The organism is Azonexus sp. IMCC34842 (assembly GCF_050368855.1).
GTDB classification, from domain to species: Bacteria; Pseudomonadota; Gammaproteobacteria; order Burkholderiales; family Rhodocyclaceae; genus Azonexus; species Azonexus denitrificans_A.
Genome location: NZ_CP178449.1, coordinates 2,089,576 through 2,109,216, shown reverse-complemented (window position 1 = coordinate 2,109,216; position 19,641 = coordinate 2,089,576). Strand labels below are relative to the sequence as shown.

The 19,641-nt window shown below is 58.7% G+C and carries 19 protein-coding genes; 15 read left to right on the top strand and 4 right to left on the bottom strand.

Annotated features, from left to right (window positions below):
* Positions 1–120: 120 nt before the first annotated feature.
* From ACLIKD_RS09990 to ACLIKD_RS09975, 4 genes are all read left to right on the top strand, one after another.
* Positions 121–1,044, top strand: coding sequence for a DUF808 domain-containing protein (locus ACLIKD_RS09990; RefSeq protein WP_428828204.1), 924 nt, complete (start codon positions 121–123; stop codon positions 1,042–1,044).
* Positions 1,041–2,090, top strand: a complete 1,050-nt coding sequence (locus tag ACLIKD_RS09985) for a serine endopeptidase (protein ID WP_428828203.1) — start codon at positions 1,041–1,043, stop codon at positions 2,088–2,090. Before ACLIKD_RS09990 ends, ACLIKD_RS09985 begins: the two co-directional genes overlap by 4 nt.
* 137 nt (positions 2,091–2,227) lie before the next feature.
* Entirely contained in the window at positions 2,228–4,408 is a 2,181-nt protein-coding gene (locus ACLIKD_RS09980; protein WP_428828202.1) for a TonB-dependent receptor, read from the top strand.
* Positions 4,409–4,418: 10 nt separating this feature from the next.
* The gene (locus tag ACLIKD_RS09975) at positions 4,419–5,888 is read left to right on the top strand and encodes a PepSY domain-containing protein (protein WP_428828201.1); all 1,470 of its coding nucleotides are present in this window, start codon (positions 4,419–4,421) and stop codon (positions 5,886–5,888) included.
* A gap of 3 nt (positions 5,889–5,891) precedes the next feature.
* Here ACLIKD_RS09975 and ACLIKD_RS09970 read toward each other — a convergent pair whose 3' ends face one another.
* Together ACLIKD_RS09970 and ACLIKD_RS09965 are read right to left on the bottom strand one after the other, a co-directional pair.
* Positions 5,892–6,305, bottom strand: a complete 414-nt coding sequence (locus ACLIKD_RS09970; RefSeq protein WP_428828200.1) for a secondary thiamine-phosphate synthase enzyme YjbQ — start codon at positions 6,303–6,305, stop codon at positions 5,892–5,894.
* Positions 6,302–6,673: a YajD family HNH nuclease gene (locus ACLIKD_RS09965; protein ID WP_428828199.1), complete on the bottom strand. Its 372-nt coding sequence runs from the start codon at positions 6,671–6,673 to the stop codon at positions 6,302–6,304. Before ACLIKD_RS09965 ends, ACLIKD_RS09970 begins: the two co-directional genes overlap by 4 nt.
* Positions 6,674–6,821: 148 nt before the next feature.
* Here ACLIKD_RS09965 and ACLIKD_RS09960 point away from each other — a divergent pair, with 148 nt between their 5' ends.
* The 3 genes from ACLIKD_RS09960 to ACLIKD_RS09950 all read left to right on the top strand — a co-directional run bounded on the left by ACLIKD_RS09960 (position 6,822) and on the right by ACLIKD_RS09950 (position 8,983).
* Positions 6,822–7,247, top strand: coding sequence for an acyl-CoA thioesterase (locus tag ACLIKD_RS09960; RefSeq protein WP_428828198.1), 426 nt, complete (start codon positions 6,822–6,824; stop codon positions 7,245–7,247).
* Between the two features lie 3 nt (positions 7,248–7,250).
* On the top strand, positions 7,251–8,141 hold the full coding sequence (locus ACLIKD_RS09955) for a radical SAM protein (RefSeq protein ID WP_428828197.1): 891 nt from the start codon (positions 7,251–7,253) through the stop codon (positions 8,139–8,141).
* Positions 8,142–8,287: 146 nt separating this feature from the next.
* Positions 8,288–8,983, top strand: coding sequence for a UPF0149 family protein (locus ACLIKD_RS09950; protein ID WP_428828196.1), 696 nt, complete (start codon positions 8,288–8,290; stop codon positions 8,981–8,983).
* A gap of 28 nt (positions 8,984–9,011) precedes the next feature.
* Here the strand turns inward: ACLIKD_RS09950 and ACLIKD_RS09945 are convergent, their stop codons facing one another.
* Positions 9,012–10,217 (bottom strand): pyridoxal-dependent decarboxylase, exosortase A system-associated, encoded by a 1,206-nt coding sequence (locus ACLIKD_RS09945; RefSeq protein ID WP_428828195.1) that lies wholly within the window; start codon positions 10,215–10,217, stop codon positions 9,012–9,014.
* 69 nt (positions 10,218–10,286) lie between these two features.
* Entirely contained in the window at positions 10,287–11,885 is a 1,599-nt protein-coding gene (locus ACLIKD_RS09940) for an acyl-CoA ligase (AMP-forming), exosortase A system-associated (protein ID WP_428828194.1), read from the bottom strand.
* Between the two features lie 319 nt (positions 11,886–12,204).
* Here ACLIKD_RS09940 and ACLIKD_RS09935 point away from each other — a divergent pair, with 319 nt between their 5' ends.
* The 8 genes from ACLIKD_RS09935 to ACLIKD_RS09900 all read left to right on the top strand — a co-directional run bounded on the left by ACLIKD_RS09935 (position 12,205) and on the right by ACLIKD_RS09900 (position 19,639).
* On the top strand, positions 12,205–12,456 hold the full coding sequence (locus tag ACLIKD_RS09935) for an acyl carrier protein (RefSeq protein ID WP_428828193.1): 252 nt from the start codon (positions 12,205–12,207) through the stop codon (positions 12,454–12,456).
* A gap of 77 nt (positions 12,457–12,533) precedes the next feature.
* Positions 12,534–13,394 (top strand): hydrolase 2, exosortase A system-associated, encoded by an 861-nt coding sequence (locus ACLIKD_RS09930; RefSeq protein ID WP_428828192.1) that lies wholly within the window; start codon positions 12,534–12,536, stop codon positions 13,392–13,394.
* A complete protein-coding gene (locus ACLIKD_RS09925) occupies positions 13,391–14,248 on the top strand; it encodes a hydrolase 1, exosortase A system-associated (RefSeq protein ID WP_428828191.1) in 858 nt (285 codons plus the stop codon). Before ACLIKD_RS09930 ends, ACLIKD_RS09925 begins: the two co-directional genes overlap by 4 nt.
* A complete protein-coding gene (locus tag ACLIKD_RS09920) occupies positions 14,224–15,723 on the top strand; it encodes a lipopolysaccharide biosynthesis protein (protein WP_428828190.1) in 1,500 nt (499 codons plus the stop codon). The genes ACLIKD_RS09925 and ACLIKD_RS09920 overlap by 25 nt, the downstream gene beginning before the upstream one ends.
* Before the next feature lie 27 nt (positions 15,724–15,750).
* Positions 15,751–16,764 (top strand): glycosyltransferase family 2 protein, encoded by a 1,014-nt coding sequence (locus ACLIKD_RS09915; protein WP_428828189.1) that lies wholly within the window; start codon positions 15,751–15,753, stop codon positions 16,762–16,764.
* 12 nt (positions 16,765–16,776) lie between these two features.
* Entirely contained in the window at positions 16,777–17,751 is a 975-nt protein-coding gene (locus ACLIKD_RS09910; protein WP_428828188.1) for a glycosyltransferase family 2 protein, read from the top strand.
* Between the two features lie 145 nt (positions 17,752–17,896).
* A complete protein-coding gene (locus ACLIKD_RS09905) occupies positions 17,897–18,679 on the top strand; it encodes a class I SAM-dependent methyltransferase (RefSeq protein ID WP_428828187.1) in 783 nt (260 codons plus the stop codon).
* A 15-nt stretch (positions 18,680–18,694) separates the two neighbouring features.
* Positions 18,695–19,639, top strand: coding sequence for a glycosyltransferase (locus ACLIKD_RS09900; RefSeq protein WP_428828186.1), 945 nt, complete (start codon positions 18,695–18,697; stop codon positions 19,637–19,639).
* Positions 19,640–19,641: the final 2 nt, after the last annotated feature.

The following is a 19,641-nucleotide window of genomic DNA, read 5'->3' as shown; positions in this document are numbered from 1 at the left end:
TTGCGCGGGCAGGCGTATTCAAACAGGATAGCAGATGCGTCGCCTGGCCCGGCGGCAAGTCCTGCCTGATCGGCCGCAGACAAATTAGAATGGCGTTTTTATTCGAAATGGAAACCGCCAATGGCCGGAGCCAGTCTGCTCGCCCTGATCGACGATATCGCGACCATCCTCGACGACGTGGCCCTGATGACCAAGGTTGCCGCCAAGAAGACCGCCGGCGTGCTGGGCGACGACCTGGCCCTGAATGCCCAGCAGGTGTCCGGCGTCCGGGCCGAGCGCGAATTGCCGGTGGTCTGGGCGGTCGCCGTCGGTTCGCTGAAGAACAAGCTGATCCTGGTGCCGTCGGCGCTGGCGATCAGCGCCTTCATTCCGTGGGCGGTAACGCCGCTGCTGATGCTCGGCGGCTTCTACCTGTGTCTGGAAGGCGTCGAGAAACTGGCGCACAAATGGCTGCACGGCGCCGCTGAGGATGCTGCGGCGCATGCCGCCGAAGTCGCCGCACTGGTTGATGAAAATGTCGATATGGCTGCCTTCGAGGCCGACAAGATCAAGGGCGCCATCCGCACCGACTTCGTGCTCTCGGCGGAAATCATCGTCATTGCGCTGGGCACCGTGGCCGGTCAGCCATTCGCATCGCAGGTGACGGTGCTGGCCGGCATCGGCCTGATCATGACCGTCGGGGTTTATGGCATCGTCGCCGGCATCGTCAAGATGGACGACCTCGGGCTGTATTTGCTGGAAAAAGGCAATGGCTTGGCGCGAACCGTCGGCAAGGGCCTGCTGCTTGCCGCGCCGCAGCTGATGAAGGCGCTGACGGTGATCGGCACGGCGGCGATGTTCATGGTCGGCGGCGGCATCCTGGCGCACGGCATTCCGCCGGTGCATCACGGCATCGCGCAGATCGCCGCGGCGGCCGGCCTGCTGGGCGGCGTCATCGGGCTGGCGCTCGACGTTGCGGTCGGCATGGTCGGCGGTGCGCTGGCGCTGCTGTTGGTCAAGGGCGTTTCCCGGGCCGTCGCGGTCTTTAAAGGGGGTAAATCATGAGCAAGGCGCTGCGTCTTTCGGAAAAATGGTTCCGCTTCGGTCTGTGGCTTGTCGCCATCGTCTTCGCCAGCTTCCTGATCGGGCTGGGCGGGACGATCGTGCAGAATCTGCCGCAGGTCGAACACCGCTACACGCTGGAAGATTTCATCGACAAGCCGCTTGCCGAGCAGACGCGGGCGGTCATCCGGCAAACCCAGAAAACCCGCCAGGATGCCCAGGAAAACCTCGATCAGAGCCGCCTGAAGCTCAATGCCGCGCGGGCCAATTCGGCGACGGCGCGTGACACCTTCAACAACTGGCTGGCCACCCGGCATGCCACCAAGCAGGCCGATCAGGATCCGGAACTGATCGCCCGCACTCAGGAACTCGACGGCCTGAAAGCGGCCGAGCGCAAGTCGCTGGCCAAGGTCGAGGCCGAACAGCAGATCCTGCTTGATGCCCAGCAGGCCGAAGCCCGCGCCCAGACCCGGCTGCACGAACTGGAACGGGCGGCCGGCGAAAAACTGACGAGCGAACTGCGCAGCCAGGAACTGCGGGTCTTTCTCTACCGCCTGACGCTGACCCTGCCGCTGCTCGGCATCGCCGGCTGGTTGTTCGCCAGAAAGCGGAAGAGCACCTACTGGCCGTTTGTCTGGGGCTTCATCTACTTTGCGCTGTTCGCCTTCTTTGTCGAACTGGTGCCTTATCTGCCGAGTTACGGCGGCTATGTCCGCTACGTCGTCGGCATCGTGATCACCGTGCTGGTCGGCCGACAAGCCATCGTTTCGCTGAACCGCTACCTGGAAAAGCAGAAGCTGGCCGAGGCCATGCCCGATATCGAACGGCGCAAGGAACTGAGCTACGACACGGCGCTCGCCCGTCTGGCCAAGAAGGTTTGCCCGGGCTGCGAGCGGCCGGTCGATCTGGCCAACACCGCGATCGACTACTGCCCGCATTGCGGCATCTGCCTGTTCGACCATTGCGCCCAGTGCCAGGAGCGCAAGAGTGCCTTCGCCCGCTTCTGCCATGCCTGTGGTGCGCCGGCGCGCGACAAGGGCGAGGCCTGAACGGCCGAGAGCTGGCGGCTGCGGCACTGTGCCGCACGTGACAACATGTCACATTCCAATTCGGTTCCCCGATCAATAGCATGCGCCGCCTGCGCGTCCTGCTTTAGGCGCCAGGCAGCATCTATCGGGGAGCCCACATGTCATCAGCAGTTACCGCCAAATCCTTTCCCTTCACACCGCTGGCCCTGTCCATTCTTGGCCTGTTTCCGGTCGAAGCCTGGTCTGTCGCGGAAACGCCCAAGGAACTGTCGGAGGTTGTCGTTTCCGCTCAGGCCGACAGCAGTCCAGTCGGTCTGGAGAAAAAAAGCACGACGGCCAGCCGCCTGGGGCTTTCGGTTCGCGAGACGCCGGCCACGGTCACCGTCATCGACCGCGAACTGCTGGAGCAGCGCGGCATCGAGACGACGCAGGAGGCTTTGAAAAGCGTCCCCGGCATCACCACCTCGTCGGCCCCAGGGGCGCCGGGATCGGTGCTCTATCGCGGTTTTTCCGGCGGCAGCATCACCCAGTTGTTCAACGGCATCACCGTGCAGTACGACGTGATTGCGGCCCGCCCGGTCGATAGCTGGATCTACGATCAGGTCGAAGCCATCGGCGGACCGTCCACCTTCATGTTCGGCGCCGGTGCGGTCGGCGGCTCAATCAACTACCTCACCAAACAGGCCAATCGTGATGGCAACCTGACTGAATTCAAGGCCGGCTACGGCAGCTATCAATCCACCCAGCTCGCCGCCGGAGCCAATCGCCGGCTGGGCGACAGCCATTACCTGCGCCTTGACGTCAATCGCAACAGCATGGATGGCTGGAGCGACGACAGCAAGCGCGCGGCTTGGCAACTGGCGGGGTCCTGGCTGTGGGATCTGACGCCGGCGCTCAGCCATACGCTGGCCGTCGAATACCAGAACGAGCGCGTCGACCGGCCGTACTGGGGAACGCCATTGCTGCGTCCGGTCGCCGGCCGGATCGCCATTGACGACGATACGCGCTTCAAGAATTACAACGCCCATGACGGCCGTTATGAACAGACGGTGCGCTGGGCTCGTTCGATCGTCGAGTACAAGGCGGCCGACAGTCTGCGCCTGCGCAATACCTTCTATCACTACGATGCGCTGCGCGACTATCAGAACGTCGAAACCTATGCCTTGAATGCCACTAATACCGCCGTTACCCGGTCGAATGCCTTGCTGCAACGTCATGATCAGGATCTGAACGGCAATCGCGTCGAGTTCAACTGGGACAGTTCGCTGGGCAGTTTGCCGAGCGCCTGGGCCGGTGGCTTCGATTACAGTGTGAACAAGCAGACGCGGTTTCCGTTGTCGGTGGCGGGGCCGTTCGGCACCGTCGATCCCTACAGCTTTTCGACCGCCGGTTTCTTCAGCCTGCCCGGGGTGAGTGCGACCTATACGCCGGACCGTAGCAACAAGGTCACGACCTTGGCGCTGTTCCTCGAGAACCGCACCCGTTTTACCGAGCGCCTGGCGCTGCTCAGCGGCCTCCGACGCGACGAAATCGATCTTGAAGTGACCAGCCATCGTGCCGTCAGTGCGACCAACCCGGCCTATTTCAAGCGCACCTACAGTCCGCTGACCGGGCGCCTGGCCCTGACCTACGATCTGACGCCGAATGCCAATGTTTATGTTCAATACAGCACCGCGGCCGATCCGCCGGCCGGCATCCTGACCACGGCGATCTTTACCCAGGTTCGCGATTTCGATCTGACGACCGGCAAGCAATGGGAACTGGGCAGCAAGTTCAGCTTCGCTGACGGGCGGGGGGCGGGTACCGTGGCCTATTACGAAATCACCCGCAAGAACATCGCGGTCAGCGATCCTAACAATCCCGGAACGACGATCCCGGTCGGCCAGCAGTCGTCGCGTGGCATCGAGCTGACCGGTGCTTACCGCATTGCTTCCGGTTTGCAGCTGGCCGGCAACGTTTCGCTGGTCGCCGCCGAGTATGACGACTTCACCGAGACGGTGGGCGGGGTCGCCGTTTCGCGGGCCGGCAATCGGCCGAGCAATATCCCGAAGCGGGTCGGCAATTTGTGGCTGACCTATATGCCGATGGCCAACTGGGAAATCGGGGCCGATCTCCGTCACGTCTCGTCGCGCTATGCCGATACCGGCAATACGGTCAGTGACGGGGCCTACAACCTGTTCGGCGCTTTCGTCAGTTATCGCCTGAACCGGACGACCAAAATCATGGCCCGCGGCAAGAACCTGAGCGACGAAATCTATGCCGAGAACCTGTCGGGAACGAACATGGCTTATCTCGGCGCGCCGCGCACTTTCGATATTTCCATCCAGACCGGCTTCTGAGCGTCGTTACATGAGCATTCGGCGCATTCTCTTCCTTGGTCACCGCTGGCTGGGCATCGCCTTGTGCCTGTTCATGGCCTTGTGGTTCGTCTCCGGCATCGTGATGCTTTATGTCGGTTACCCCAAACTGAGCAGCAGCGAGCGCTTGCACAGCCTGCCCGCCCTGGCCGGCGACTCCTGCTGTCGCTCGCCGGCCGAGGCCCAATCGGCCTTGCCGAAGGATTTCGGCCTGCGTTCCTTGCGCTTGACATCGATTGCCGGCAAGCCGTTTTACATCGCGGGTGCCGGCAAACAGCGCTTTGCTGCGGTCGACGCCGAAGATGGCCGGCTTGTCTCGGCGGTCGATGAGCCGATGGCGCTTGCCGCGGCGCGTGCTTTTGCCCCCGCCGCAACAGTGGTCGGCAGCGAACGGCTGGACGAGGATGCATGGACCCATTCGCGGGCGATGGACGGGCACCGGCCGCTGTTCCGGGTGGAAATGGTCGGCGACGGGCTGAAATACCTCTACGTTTCGGGCACCACCGGCGAGGTGGCGCGCGACGTCAGCCTGACCGAAAGTCGCTGGAACTGGCTGGGCGCCTGGTTGCACTGGCTGTATCCGCTGCGCGGTGGAGTGCTCGATCGGTGGTGGACGGAAATCGTCATCTACACCTCGTTCGCCGCGACCGTGCTGACCTTGAGCGGCATGCTGATCGGCCTGTTGCGCTGGCGGAAAACGCCGTATCGGCACGGCAGTCGCAGCCCCTATCGCAACAAGCTGATGCGCTGGCATCACTGGTTGGGGCTCGGCTTCGGCCTGCTGGCCCTGACCTGGATCGCCAGCGGCCTGTTTTCAATGAATCCGTGGAAAATTTTCACCTCTGGTGCGGTCCGGCCTGTCGAGCAGCAGTGGTCGGCCGGCCTGAGCATGCCGGAATCGGCGGTGGGCGACTTGCTCGCCTGTTTCCGGCGGGCTGGCTTTGAACCGGCCGAGATCGAGTGGTGGCTGTTCGGCAAGGAGCTGCTGATTCAGGCCCGCACTGCCGACGGCAGTCGTCTGGCCCGTAGCGACGGTGAATGCCGGCCATTCGCGACGCTGAGCGTCGATGAACTGGAGCGGCAGGGCGCCGCCGCGCTGCCGACGGCGCAGCTGATCGAAACGCGCGTCCAGCGCGAATACGACTGGCACTACTACGGTCGGGCGCCGCACACCATGGGCGGACACATGGACAAGCCCTTGCCGGTGGTCGTGCTGCGCTTCGACGATCCGCATGGAACCTGGCTCTATCTCGATCCGGCCAGCGGCCGGACAGTGCTCCGCCTGGACAGTCATCTGCGGGCCAAGCGCTGGCTGTTCGCCCTTTTTCACAGCTGGGACTGGTTGCCTCTGCTCGACCGCCGCCCGCTGTGGGACAGCGTGCTGATCATCACCAGCCTGGGCGGCCTGGCGATCAGTTTGAGCGGCGCCGTGCTCGGTTGGCGTCGTCTGCGCCGCGGCTGACTTTCAGCCGAGCAGGGTGACGACGATTTCGCGGCGATGGCCGTGGGTGCGGTGCTCGAACAGGTAGATACCCTGCCAGGTGCCGATCTGCAGCCGGCCATCGGCGAAGGGGACGGTCACCGAGGTGCCGGTGAGCAGCGAACGGGCATGCGCTGCCATGTCGTCGTCGCCTTCCAGGTCGTGGTGATAATCCGGGTCGCCATCGGGCGCCCAGCGTTGCATCAGGGTTTCCAGGTCGTGCCGGACGCTGCCGTCGGCGTTTTCGGTAATCGCCAGGCCGCAGCTGGTGTGGCGAACGAAAACGTGGGCGACGCCGACGGCCAGCGCTGAACTGCGCACGGTGGCGGCAATGTCGTCGGTTATCTCGACCGCACCGCGGCCATGCGTGTTGAAGGTGAGATGATGCTGTTCGCTCACTGCTTGTTTTCCTTGAGCAAGCCTTGCAGCGCGGCGAACGGGTTGTGCGTCGCGCCACCGCCGCGGGCCGAACTGGTATCGGTATAGCCGCGATCGGCCTCGATCTGTTTCTGATGCTCGTTGTCGTGGCAATAGATGCAGAGCAGTTCCCAGTTGCTGCCGTCGGCCGGGTTGTTGTCGTGGTTGTGGTCACGGTGGTGCACGGTCAGTTCGCGCAGGTTGGTCACGGTGAATTCGCGGGTGCAGCGGCCGCAGATCCACGGATAAATCTTCAGGGCGCGTTCGCGGTAGCCTTCGGCCCGGGCATCGGCATTCTTGCGGGCGTCGAGAACCAGTTTGTCGAGTCGGTTGTGGTCGATGGCTTTCATCGGGCAGTCTCCTGGTGGCGGTTGGTGGTCGTTCCGGCTTGCGGCGAACGACAAAGCGGGCAGTGTAAGCAATATCGCCGACGGTCAGGCTGGTCGAGGTTCTCCGCAGCACTTAAAATCGGTCATCGCCCCCATTCTGGTAGACCTCATGCCGCGTATCAAGATCGAATTGCCCGAGCGTTTCAGTTTTTCGACTGAAGTCCCCATCTATATCGGCCACATCAACTATGGCCATCATCTCGACAATACGGCGCTGATTTCGCTGGTTTCCGAGGCGCGAGTCCGTTTCTTCAAGTCGCTCGGTTACAGCGAACTGGATGTCGAGGGCGTCGGCATCGTCGTTGCCGATGTGGCGGCACAGTACCGCTCGGAAGCTTTCCATGGCGAGACGCTGGTCATCGAAATGGCCGCCAACGATTTCAACAAGCTTGGCTGCGACCTGGTCTGGCGGCTTTCCGACAAGGCCACCGGCCGCGAAGTGGCGCGTGGCAAGCATGGCATCGTCTTCTTCGACTACACGGCCCGCAAGCCGACGTCGGTGCCGCCAGCCTTTGTCGCCAAGGTGAGCGCTTAAACGATGATTCCGATCCGTTACGTCGAACCGGTTTTCCGTCCGCCGAGCGAAGCGGAATCGCTGATCCTGCCAGTGACCGATGGCTGCTCGTGGAATCACTGCACTTTCTGCGAGATGTACACCGCCCCGCAAAAAGCATTCCGGGCGCGGGAAGAGGCCGAAGTTCTCGAAAGCATCCGGTTGACCGGCCAGCGCTACGGCGATCAGGTGCGGCGCGTCTTCCTGGCCGACGGCGATGCGCTGGTCCTGCCGACCCGTCGTCTGTTGAGCATACTGCGGGCGATTCGCACGCACATGCCGGCCGTCCGGCGGATTTCCAGCTACTGCCTGCCGCGCAATCTGCGCAAGAAGTCGCAGGCCGAAATCGATGAACTGGCCGCGGCCGGCCTCAAAATGGTCTATGTCGGTGCCGAATCGGGCGACGATCAGGTGCTGGCCGCCGTCAAGAAGGGTGAAACCTTCGAGACGACCCGGGAGGCGCTCGACAAGCTCGGTGCGGCCGGCATCACGCGCTCGGTGATGATCCTCAATGGCCTGGGCGGCAAGATCTACAGCCCGCAGCATGCCGAGAATTCGGCACGGCTGGCCAACGCGACACAGCCGGAGTATCTGGCGACGCTGGTGGTCAGCTTTCCGACGGGCGAGCAGCGCTTTCGCGCCGATTTTCCGGAATGGGAGCCGCTCGCTCAGCCCGAAATGTTCGGCGAAATGGAGCAGTTCCTGTCCCGCCTGGAACTGAAACGCACGGTTTTTCGCAGTGACCACGCCTCGAACTGGTTGATCCTCAAGGGTACGCTGGGGGCCGACAAGGAACGCCTGCTCAGCCAGGTCCGCCAAGCCATTGCCAGCCCCGGGCAGGCGCCGCTCCGCCCGGCCTGGGCGCGCGGCTTATGAGTCGGCATCCTGTCCCTGCTTCGGGTGCCGTACCCGGCATCGGTTTTCCCGATTTTTGGCATGACAGGTCCATCTACGGGTTGGCGGTCGGCTTTCAGACCCCTATACTCGACAAAGATTCACTCCGGTCAACAGGATAAAACAGCATGAACCCCACCCCCCTCTCCGAAAGCGAACTCGACCATCTGGAAGAATTGCTCGAAGCCGATATTTTTGCCGGCGAAGCCATGCGTCTGGACGAAATCCAGGCGATGCTCTGCGCCATCGTCAGCGGCCCGGAACCGGTAGCGCCCGCCGTCTGGTTGCCGGAAGCCTTGGGCAAGGGGCTGACCAGCACCGATGACCCGGTCGTCGCCGAGACGCTGGAACTGCTGATGCGCCTCAACAACGACATCGCCGCGGCGCTGCTGGCCGACGATACCGTCTCCCCGGTGCTTTATCCGCTCGACGAGACGTGCGAAGCCTATGACTACGCCGCCTGGGCGGATTCCTATGTATTTGGTGCCGGTCTGGCCGGCGACTGGTATGAACTCGCCGGCAAGCATTCCGACGATCTATCCGAACTGCTCGAGCCGTTGTTCATGCTCAACGGCATGCTCAAGGAAGATGTCGAAAAGAGCGGCGAACGGTGGTTCGCCCCGACCGAAGAAGCCCGGCTGGTCGCCGACATCCAGGAAAACCTGCCGGTCATCGTCCAGGCCCTCTACAACTTCTGGCGCAACAAGCGGGCGGGCGGGACGGTCAAGCATGAAGAGCCGAAGTCCGGCCGCAACGATCCGTGCCCGTGCGGTAGTGGCCGCAAATACAAGCAGTGCTGCGGCCACCCCGATAAATTGAACTGATTGCCGGGCGGCTTGCGGCCGCCTCCGGCTAGACCAGCACCTCGATGACCTCGGGGTGCCCGAGGAAGCGCTGCGGGCTGGCGCTGGCGCCATACGCGCCGGATTGATATATCACCACCAGATCGCCCGGCTGCGCAACGGGAAGTTCCATGCGCTCGGCCAGCAGGTCGAGCGGCGTACAGAGCGGACCGACCACCGAGACGCTTTCCTTGGCGACCCCGTTTATCCGGTTGCCGATGGCCACCGGGTAATTTTTCCGAATGACCTGGCCAAAATTGCCGGAAACCGAGAGATGGTGGTTCAGGCCGCCATCGACGACGAGATAGGTCTGGCCGCGCGAAATCTTGCGGTCGACAATCTGCGTGACGTAAATCCCGGCCTCGCCAACCAGGTAGCGCCCCAGTTCGATAACCAGCTCCGCCTCGGGCATATCGACTTCGGCGCGGGCCGTCAGACGGGCCAGATTGTCGCCGACGGCCTGCAGGTCAAGGCGCTGTTCGCCGGGGAAGTATGGAATGCCGAAGCCGCCGCCGAGATTGAGGAAACGGACCGGCGACGGGGCGTCGCCAGCCAGGCGCAGGGCAAGATCGTAGGATTTCTGCTGCGCCTCGCAAATTGCTTCGGCTTTCAGATTCTGCGAGCCGGCAAACAGGTGAAAGCCCTCGAACTGCAGGCCGGCCTTGCCGATCGCTGCCAGAAGTTCCGGTACCTGTTCGGCATCGACGCCAAACTGCTTCGGGCCGCCGCCCATTTTCATCCCCGAGCCCTTCAGCTCGAAATCCGGATTGACCCGTACCGCGATGCGCGCCGGGCGCTGCAGCTCGTCGGCAATGGCCGCAAGCTCGCCAACTTCACGGAACGATTCGAGGTTGATCAGGACGCCGGCCGCGACGGCTTGACGCAATTCACCCCGCCGCTTGCCGGGGCCGGCAAAACTGACTTCATGCGGATTGGCCCCGGCATCCAGCGCCACCTTCAATTCGCCAGCCGAAGCCACATCGATCCCGTCAACCAGCCCAGCCATGAAGCCGACCAGCGCCGGCAGCGGATTGGCCTTCATCGCGTAATGCAGTTTGACCGACGCGGGCAGGGCGGCTCGTAATTCGCCAACACGTGTCTTCAGCAACGCCCGGTCGTAAGCATAAAACGGCGTCTGGCCAACCCGGGCGGCAAGCTGCTCCAGCGGCAGTCCACCGACCAGCAACTGGCCATCGGCGACGGCAAACTGCTGCATTGGCACGTGAATCGGGAGGGGGCGGGGCGGAGTTGTAGTCAATTCGTCGTTCCTGTTTTTGTTTCTGGACTAAGCGGCGTGTTTTTCAAGCCATTCAGTCGACAGCGTCTTGCGGTCGATTTTGCCATTCGGGTTGCGCGGCAGCGGGCCGTCACGCACCTCGATGCCGGCTGGAACCATGTAGGCCGGCATGCGGGCGCGGCACTCGGCCAGCAAGGCGGTGACATCGAGTTCTCCCTCGGCCGGTGGTGTGGCAATTACCTGGATGGCCTGGCCGAGTCGATCGTTGTCGACCCCGAAGGCCACGCACTCGCCGACCAAACGCGTGGCGTAGAGAATTTCTTCGACCTCGGTCGGGCTGACCCGATAGCCGGATGTTTTCATCATTTCATCGCGGCGACCGATGAAGTAGAGAAATCCTTCTTCATCCTGACGCACTGTGTCGCCTGAGAAAACCGCCATTTCCGGCAGAACCAGTCCAGCTTCGCGGCCCGGGGCATGCACGGGCAAGGGTTTGTAACGTTCGGCGGTTTTTTCCTGATCATTCCAGTAGCCCATGCCGACCAGCGCCCCGCGATGAACCAGTTCGCCCGGTTCGTTCGGTGCGCAGGGCGAGCCATCCTCGCGCAGCACAAGAATTTCGGCATTCGGTATGGCTTTGCCGATCGAATCTGGGCGTCGATCCACTTCGGCGGGGGGGAGATAGGTTGAGCGGAAAGCCTCGGTCAGGCCGTACATCAGGAATGGTTTAGCCTTGGGAAGATGCCGGCGCAATGCTTCCAGCGTTTCGCGCGGCATCCTGCCGCCGGTGTTGGCGAAATAACGGAGGTGTTCGCTAATCGATTCCGGCCAGGCCAGTTGGGTGAGCTGGATGTAGAGAGGTGGAACGGCCGTCAGTCCGGTTACTTTTTCTCGCTCGATAGCCTTGATTACATCGCGTGGCAGCAGATAATTCAGCAGAACCACTCTTGCTCCGACATGGAAGCCGGTAGTCAGTTGACTGAAACCCGCATCGAACGACAGCGGCAGGGCGGCGAGCAGCGTATCCCCGGCATTGTTCTCCAGATAGCTGGCGACACTCTTGGCGCCGGCCACCATGTTGCGATGGGAGAGCACAACACCTTTCGGCTTGCCGGTGCTGCCCGAGGTATAGAGGATGCCCAGCATGTCGGTGTCGATTACCCGGTGGCCCGTTGCTAACGGCTGAGCGAGCAGTTCGCTCCAGCGGCAGCTATTCAGCGCACCAATTTCCGGCAATGGCTCGGCGGCATCGAGAACTACCACATGACGCAAATCGTGGCATGCCGGCAGTGCCTCCTGCAGTAGCGCCAAGCGCTCGGGTGAAGTGACGAGAACCCGAACATTGCAGTCGCGCAGGATATAGCCGACCTGCTCGGCTTTCAGCAGCGGATTCAGCGGCACGAAAACCCCGCCGGCCGCCGGTGCGCCAAAGCTGGCAATGACCGTCTCAAAGCGCTTTTCAAGGTAGATGGCGACGCGCTCACCGCGCTGCAGGCCAAGGCCGATCAGGCCGCTGGCGAAGCGGGTGACCGCTTCGTGCAATTCGCCATAACTCAAGTTTGCTTTGCCGTAGCTCAGCGCTATGGTATCCGGTCTGTTTGCGGCAGCCTTGGTGATCAGTTGGTGCAAGAGGAAGGATTCGGACATAAACCAATATTAACGACAGGGTGGATTAGCGGATTTCTGCGCCGGGGTAACGTGATGCAGGTCGTGCGGCATGGCTAGCAGTTACTACGCATTTTTCTGGTAATTGCCGGCTGTGAATTCTGCAACGGGATCAAGAGAATTTGCTGATGCCATGAAGATAGTGGTTCGGGGGATTGAGGCCGAACGATCATACCTCAGGGACACTTCAGGATGTATTTTGCGACTGTTCGGCTTATGACGATGTGGCGTATCTCACGGTCAAAACGCCAATCTCCGCCTATAATGCCGCGACCGTAACCTGATGTCGTTGGAGTAAGGCTTGAATACCGAAAAAGAAGTGCTGTCCCTTCTGGACGAAATTCTAAGTTTGAATGGCCGTTCTGCCGAGTTCTCGAAGAACACGCCTTTGCTTGGGGCTATTCCCGAACTCGATTCGATGGCGGTTGTGGCGCTGATTACGGGTTTTGAAGAGCGTTTCGGCTTTACCGTCGACGACGACGAGATCGAGGGGAGCACCTTTGCAACTGTTGGCTCTCTCGTCGACTTCGTTGAAGGCAAGTTGGCCGGCTAGCACGGCGTAGCCCCAATGCCGCAACAGACCAGGCGCTCTGCGCCGATTTCCGCTTCGTTTTGCTCCGGCGATAGCGTTTGGCGACAACTTCAGTTGGCGCCATCCTCTCCTGTGCCGTGCCTCTAGCCTTGCAGGCATTTTTTCTTCCCTCTGATCAGGGCGCACGCTTTTGTCTCTACCACTCCGCGGGTAATGGCGAAGCGCGCGGAGCAATCATCTATCTGCATCCATTTGCTGAAGAGATGAACAAATCCCGACGGATGGTCGCGCTACAGGCGCGGGCCATGGCCGAGGCCGGGTTCGATGTGCTGCAGATCGATTTGCTGGGTTGCGGCGACAGTGCCGGGGACTTTGCCGATGCCACGTGGCAGGCCTGGTTGGACGACGTGTCGCGGGCCTACCATTGGCTCCGTACTCAAAGCCGCGCACCGCTGACCCTTTGGGGGCTGCGCGCAGGTTGTCTGCTGGCCACCGAAGCTGTGGCCAGGCTGCCGGAGTCGGCGAACCTCGTCTTCTGGCAACCGGTGGTTTCCGGAAAACAGCATTGGCAGCAGTTCATGCGTCTCAAAATGGCTGGTGAACTGGCTTCAGGTCAGGCCAAGGGGGTTACCGAGCAACTGCGGCAGCAACTTGCCGCCGGCCAAACCGTTGAAATTGCCGGCTACTCGGTGTCACCCGGACTGGCTGATGGTCTGGAGAAAGCGGAGCTGAAGCCACCAGCGGTTCGTCCCGGGCGAGTCAGCTGGTTTGAGGTGTCAACGCGTGAAGATGCAAGCCTCGCCCCCGTCTCGCAAAAGTGCATTGGGCAGTGGCAAGTGGCCGGCTGCACCGTTGATGCTCAGGTCGTTCGCGGCCCTAGTTTCTGGCAGACCAGTGAAATCGAAGATGCTCCGGATCTGCTTGCGGCAACGATGGCGGCCCTGGAGTCCGGACAATGAGCTTTACCGAGCGGGCCGTCTCCTTTTCCTGTGCCGGGGAAGAATTGCTCGGTATTGTCGCCACGCCTGAACAGCCGGGATCCACCGGCGTCGTCATCCTGGTTGGTGGCCCGCAATACCGGGCGGGCAGTCATCGGCAGTTTCTGTTGCTTTCCCGTGCGCTGGCAAGGGACGGTTATCCGTGCATCCGCTTCGACTATCGTGGCATGGGTGATAGCACTGGCGGACTGCGAGACTTTGAGGCGGTCAACGAGGATATCGGCGCCGCCATCGCTGCCTTTCAGGCCAATTGCCCGCAGATCCAGCGCGTCGTTTTGTGGGGACTGTGCGATGCGGCCTCGGCCAGCCTGCTTTACTGGGACGCAACGCACGATGCGCGGGTGGGCGGCCTGGTATTGCTGAATCCCTGGGTGCGTTCGGAAACCACGCTGGCCCGGGCACACATCAAGCATTACTACGGCCAACGTCTGCTACAGGGCGATTTCTGGCGCAAGCTGCTGACCGGGAAGTTGGGGCTGACGCGAGCAATTGGTGGATTTGTCGGCAGCCTTAAGCGTACCCGCCAAGGGAAAAGCCAGGCGGCAAAGAATGAAGTGCTGCCATTTCAGAAAAAAATGGTACGCGGACTTCAAAGTTTCACTGGGCAGATATTGCTGCTTCTGAGCGGGAACGACTACACCGCCAAGGAGTTTCTCGAGGCTGTTCAGGTCGATCCGGCATTGGCTGCCATTCTTCAGCAGCCAGCTGTCACACAAACTGGAATCCCCGATGCTGACCATACGTTTTCAAGCGCCGAATGGCGCTCTCAAATCGAACGGATGACAATTGAATGGCTAAAACACTTCGCCAACTGACGCTGGTTCAGCGCTCGTTTGTTGCGTCAAGCGAGAATCTTGGGCGGAGGGTTGTCAATGGGGCAACGTTTACCTTTTTGGGCATCGCAATTCGGACCGGAATTACCGTGACCTCAATGGCCATTCTGGCGCGCCTGCTGACTCCTGCTGACTTCGGGCATATTGCCATGGCCACCGTGGTGACCGAATTGGCTGCCCTGTTCTCGAATTTTGGCTTTGGATCAATTCTGGTTCAACGAAGCCGCATTTCCCGCATTCAGATGGACACAATGTTCTGGGCTGCGCTTGGCCTTGGCGTCTTGCTGACCGGGGTGGTTTTCGGAACCTCTCTGGTTGCCGCCGAGATATTCAACGACGAATTGGTCGGGGCGTTGCTGCAGGTTCTGTGTCTTTCTTTCATTTTTGAGGAATTGACAGTAGTCCCGCGCAGTCTGATGGCCAGGATGATGATGTTTCGCGAGGACTTCTGGGTTCAGGTCTGGACCTTGCTCATCCGTACCGTGACGGCCGTGTTGATCGCAGGATATGGCTACGGCGTATGGAGTCTCGTGTTTGGTGGGCTGGTTGGCGTGGTGTTCCAGGCGATCGCCTATACGTATTTCATCGGTTATCGACCAAGATTCCGTTTCAGCCGGATATTTCTCACTTCGACTTGGCGCACCAATGGTGGTTATTTCGGGAACGGTATTCTTTTCTATCTGAACTCGAATCTTGACCTGTTCCTGGTTGGTCGCCTATTGGGTGCGACGTCACTTGGCTATTATCAGAATGCCCGTTCGCTGACTGATGAAGTTCGCGTACGAATGGTTCAGCCGCTACAACGAGTGTTGTTCCCTGCCTTTTCGGCAATCCAGAACGAGCACGAACGATTTCGGGCCGGCATCTTGCGTAGTGGACGTCTTTTAGCTGTAGTATTTATGCCAGTGGGTTTTGGAATGGCTGCCGTGGCGCAGGAGCTTGTTCCATTGCTCTATGGGGCGCAGTGGTTGGCGATGATTCCAATTCTGCAGGTCATCTCGATCGGATCCGGATTCTCGGCGGCGGGCAGTGTGGCGACTCCGATTTTTAACGCAACTGATCGGGTTGGCTTGTCGTTCAAATGGCATTTCGCAATGACGGTGATCGCAACCCTGACCACCCTCGGAGGGGCTTACTGGGGAGTGCTCGGCGTCGCGTATTCCAAACTCTTGATGGCGCTGGTCTGGCTGCTTTTTTTGCGGCTTTCCTTCAGCCTTGTCGATCTGGGATGGCAGCATTTGTGGAGCATCGTCGGTTCGCCTTTCATCATCTCATTGCTCATGTGGGGGGCAATTGAGGCGGCAAGAGGCTCGGTATATGAGGCGGTCAGTGGATTACCGGGCCGTTTTGCCTGCCTTGTTGCTGTCGGGGCTGTGGTGTACATCATCGGTGCTTTCGTTGTTTGCCGGGATCACGTGCGGGATGCCACGATGGCAGTCTCTAAGTTTCGAAATTAGCAATTTTCTTTGCATGATTGATTTTTTATGAATATGTTTCTGCCCACTTCTGGAACTACCGAAACTGATTCGATCAACAGAGTCAGCGTGGTGATGCCTACGCATAATCGAGCTGCGTTATTTGCTGAGGCGCTCTCAAGCGTCTGTACGCAGACATGGCGCCAGTGGGATGTCGTCATCGTCGATGACGCCTCAACACCGGCCGTCGTCGTTCCGGATCTGCCAGAATTTTCCGGTAAATTTGAGTTGCTGAGAAATGGCAAGTCGATAGGTGGGGCAGCAAGCAAAGCCGCAGGAACCTATAAATCCGACGGGGATGTAATTGCTTATCTGGATGACGACGATCTGTATCAGGCCCGTTTTTTGGAATCGGCCGTTGATGTGCTGAATCGTTATCCGGAAGTCGATGTCCTGTTTATGGGGGTTGATTGGTTCGGCAATAATTCGGTAGATGAAGAACTCGGGCATGAGTCCGCCTTGGCGCGCGTTTTTTCGATTGCCCAGCCGATGGAGGTGGAGGCGGATTTATGGCGCTTTGATCAGCGCCTTCTGGCAGCCCTGCTGCGCACCGTTCCTATGTGTTTTCAGCGCCCCGTCGTGAGGCGTTCGGCGCTGGAAAAAATTGGTTTGCACCGGTCCGATTGCTTGTTATGGGATTGTGAATGGGCATTGCGCGCGGCACTTGTCTCACGTTGTGCGTTACTCAATCGGCCGCTCTATCGGCAGCGAGTCGACGGCCAAGGTTATCACTCGTTACCAGATAGGGTGCTGGCACAGTTAAGGTCAGGGGCTGAAATGACCTTGCGCCTCTACCGAGATCCTCCAGCCGGGGTGTCGGCCGAGGCGGTGGAGCTTCTGAAAGAGGCGGCCAGTCGATACACCTTTGATCTGGCATATGCATTGTCCAAGCAAGGCTCCTTTAAGGAGGCAATGCATTACTGGCTGTTAAGCCAGCAGATTCAACCTGAGTTGAAACGGTTGAAATTTCTGTTTGGAGCATTAGCACGCGCAGTTGGCAGAGCCCTGAAACCAAAATCCTGAAAGGCCATCGTCATGGACTTGTCGCCAAATCGCCAGAGTGTCTCAGTTGTTATAACCACTTACAACAGAGATGACCTTCTTGAGGAAACTCTTGTTTCTTTGGCTGATCAAACCGTTTCATTGCACGAAATCGTGGTGGTAGATGATGGCGGCAGTGGTTCTGCGAAAGCTGTCGTGGAACGTTTCGGCACGTCATTTCACTACTTTTGGCAGCCCAACGGCGGAATGCAAAGTGCCCGTAATCTAGGAATAGAAAAATCGACAGGCGATTGGATAGCTTTTCTCGACGATGATGATCTATGGGAAAAAGACCGGCACGCACTGCTGATGGAGTTGATATCAACCAATCAGGTTGATCTGATCTTTGGTGACTTCAGAAAGTTTGATGCTGATGGCCTATCCGAGACAGGTGTTTTTGAGGAAATTACCAGACAGTCTCCTGGTTTCTTTAAAGGGATATCTCAGCCCCTTGATGCGGATGTCTCGATTGTCGGTAGTTTTCCAACGACCCACCTCTTTCCTGTCAATCCGTTCTGGCCTTCGACCCTTGCGATTCGGCGTGACCTTCAGCAACGTGTTGGTTTTTGGGACATTGCACTGCGTGGGCAAAAGGCTGAAGACTTCGACTACGTTTTTCGGGCGATAAAGGCGGGGAGGCTTGGGATGATTTGGAAACCTAGCGTTCGATATCGTTGCCACGCCGGAAATTTTTCGGTTGGAAAACAACTTGTTAGCTTAGGTAGAGTTGCAGTTTGGCAGCGTCTGATAAAGCGACAATTTCTTACTGCTGAGGAGCAGGAAGCAATTCTGTTTGCTATTCATCAGGGATTGGTTGAGGCACATTGGACCGCTTTTTCATCACGTAAATTCAAGACAGTAATTGATATCGCAAGCCAAATCGGCTGGGACAAGCTATCGGCCACTCAGAAGGTTAAAACCGGAATTGCCATATTGTTTTCACCATTTTTTCGGGGGGCGAATGACTAATTTTTATGGGATGCAAGAGTAATTAGTATTTATATTTTTATTTCGTATTACATTAATAGCGGTAAAAACACGTAGATATAATAAATTGTTGGGGGCGTAGTTAAATATTTCGAGTCACTATCAGAATGATTGGGAGTAACTGCTCATGAAAACCACCTCAACATCGAATGCAAATTTGGTACTTCCGGCCGGGAAATTTTATAACCAGAGCTTCTATGACTGGCAAATGTCAGCATCATTGGAGTCGGCGCGTATTTACTTGAGACATCTTTGGAACTATATACAACCGCGTTCCGTTCTTGATGTTGGCTGCGGTCGCGGAACTTGGCTAAAAGCATGTGGAGAGTTAGGGAGCGATACGTTAGTTGGCTATGACGGTCCTTGGAACGATAAGTCGCAGATGCTCGATCCCGAAATAGTTTTTCGAGCGGGCGATCTTAACGATGGATTTCGTGCCGAGGAAAAAATCGACTTGGCCATGAGTCTTGAGGTGGCTGAGCACCTTGAGGCTAAATATGCCGAACGCTTCGTTGAGTCCTTGTGTTTTAGTGCAGATTGTGTGCTGTTTGGGGCTGCCTCTGTTGGACAAGGCGGTGCAAATCATCTTAATGAGCAAATGCCATCATATTGGGCTGTCTACTTCGAACAGCAAGGATTTGTGCCATTCGATTTATTCAGGCCGACTTTTTGGGGGAATGAAGATATTTGCTACTGGTACAGGCAGAATACATTTCTATATGCCAGGTCAGGCAGTAGCCAATATTCGTCCCTAAAATTGGCGGGTTTGAATGAATTGACAAATAACTCTTTCATGGACTGCATTCATCCGCAGCTCTATCGGCAAAAGATAAATGATCCGGGTTTTTTGCATAAGCTGACAGATTTAGGGCCTAGCTTGGTTAAGGCAATTAAGACCCGTATTTCCTGAAATGGATAAAAATTTATGATTGGAAATGGCCCGCTAGTCTCGGTCATCATGCCGGCCTATAACGCCAGCCTCTATATTGAAGAGGCAATCCGTAGCGTCCTTGATCAGGATTATCCGAATATCGAATTGATCGTTATTGATGATGGCTCATCGGATGGAACGGCGGAGTTGGCGGAAAGTCTGGGTGAGCGGGTGCGGGTGATTCGTCAGATTAACGGTGGCCCAGCGGCGGCAAGAAATAAAGGCATCGCAGACGCACGTGGCGAGTTGATTGCCTTTCTCGATGCCGATGACCTGTGGTTGTCGGGCAAAGTGTCGGTGCAGGTTCGTTACTTGGCCGAGCATCCCGATGTCGGCTTGGTCTATGGCAAATTTGTCCGTTGGGACGGACGCTCCGATGGCTCGTTTCCCCCTCCGCCTGTGCGGCAAAACGATCAAGGTTCAACAACTCTGGTCGCCGAGCACTCGGGCAGGATTTACCGCGAATTGCTGTTCGACAACATTGTCCACATCATCACCGCGATGGTACGGAAACCGGTTTTTGAAACAGTGGGTTGTTTCGATGAGCAGTTACGTACTGGTGAGGACTATGACTTGTGGTTACGCATTTCCCGGGAGTTTCGGGCCGACAAGTTGAACCGTACGCTGGCCTGTTACCGGGTGCATTCCCAGAGTACGACTTGTGTTCCTCGAGCAGAAAATAACGAATACCAGGTTCTGCTACGCACGCTTCGGAAATTTGGATCAGAGGAGGGCGTCAGCGGTCGGGGTGTGGATGCCCGTTTGCGCGATCGGTTGTTCAACCTCTGTTTCAGCCACGGCTATTTCCATTATTGGAAAGGCAACCCCGCTGTCGCTGCCGCCGCATTCAGAGAGGCTTCCCGTCATTCGGTATTTCGCCCGAGAGCGTGGATATACTGGGCATTGTCGAATTTCAAGCAGTTGCATTCGAAAGGTTAGTC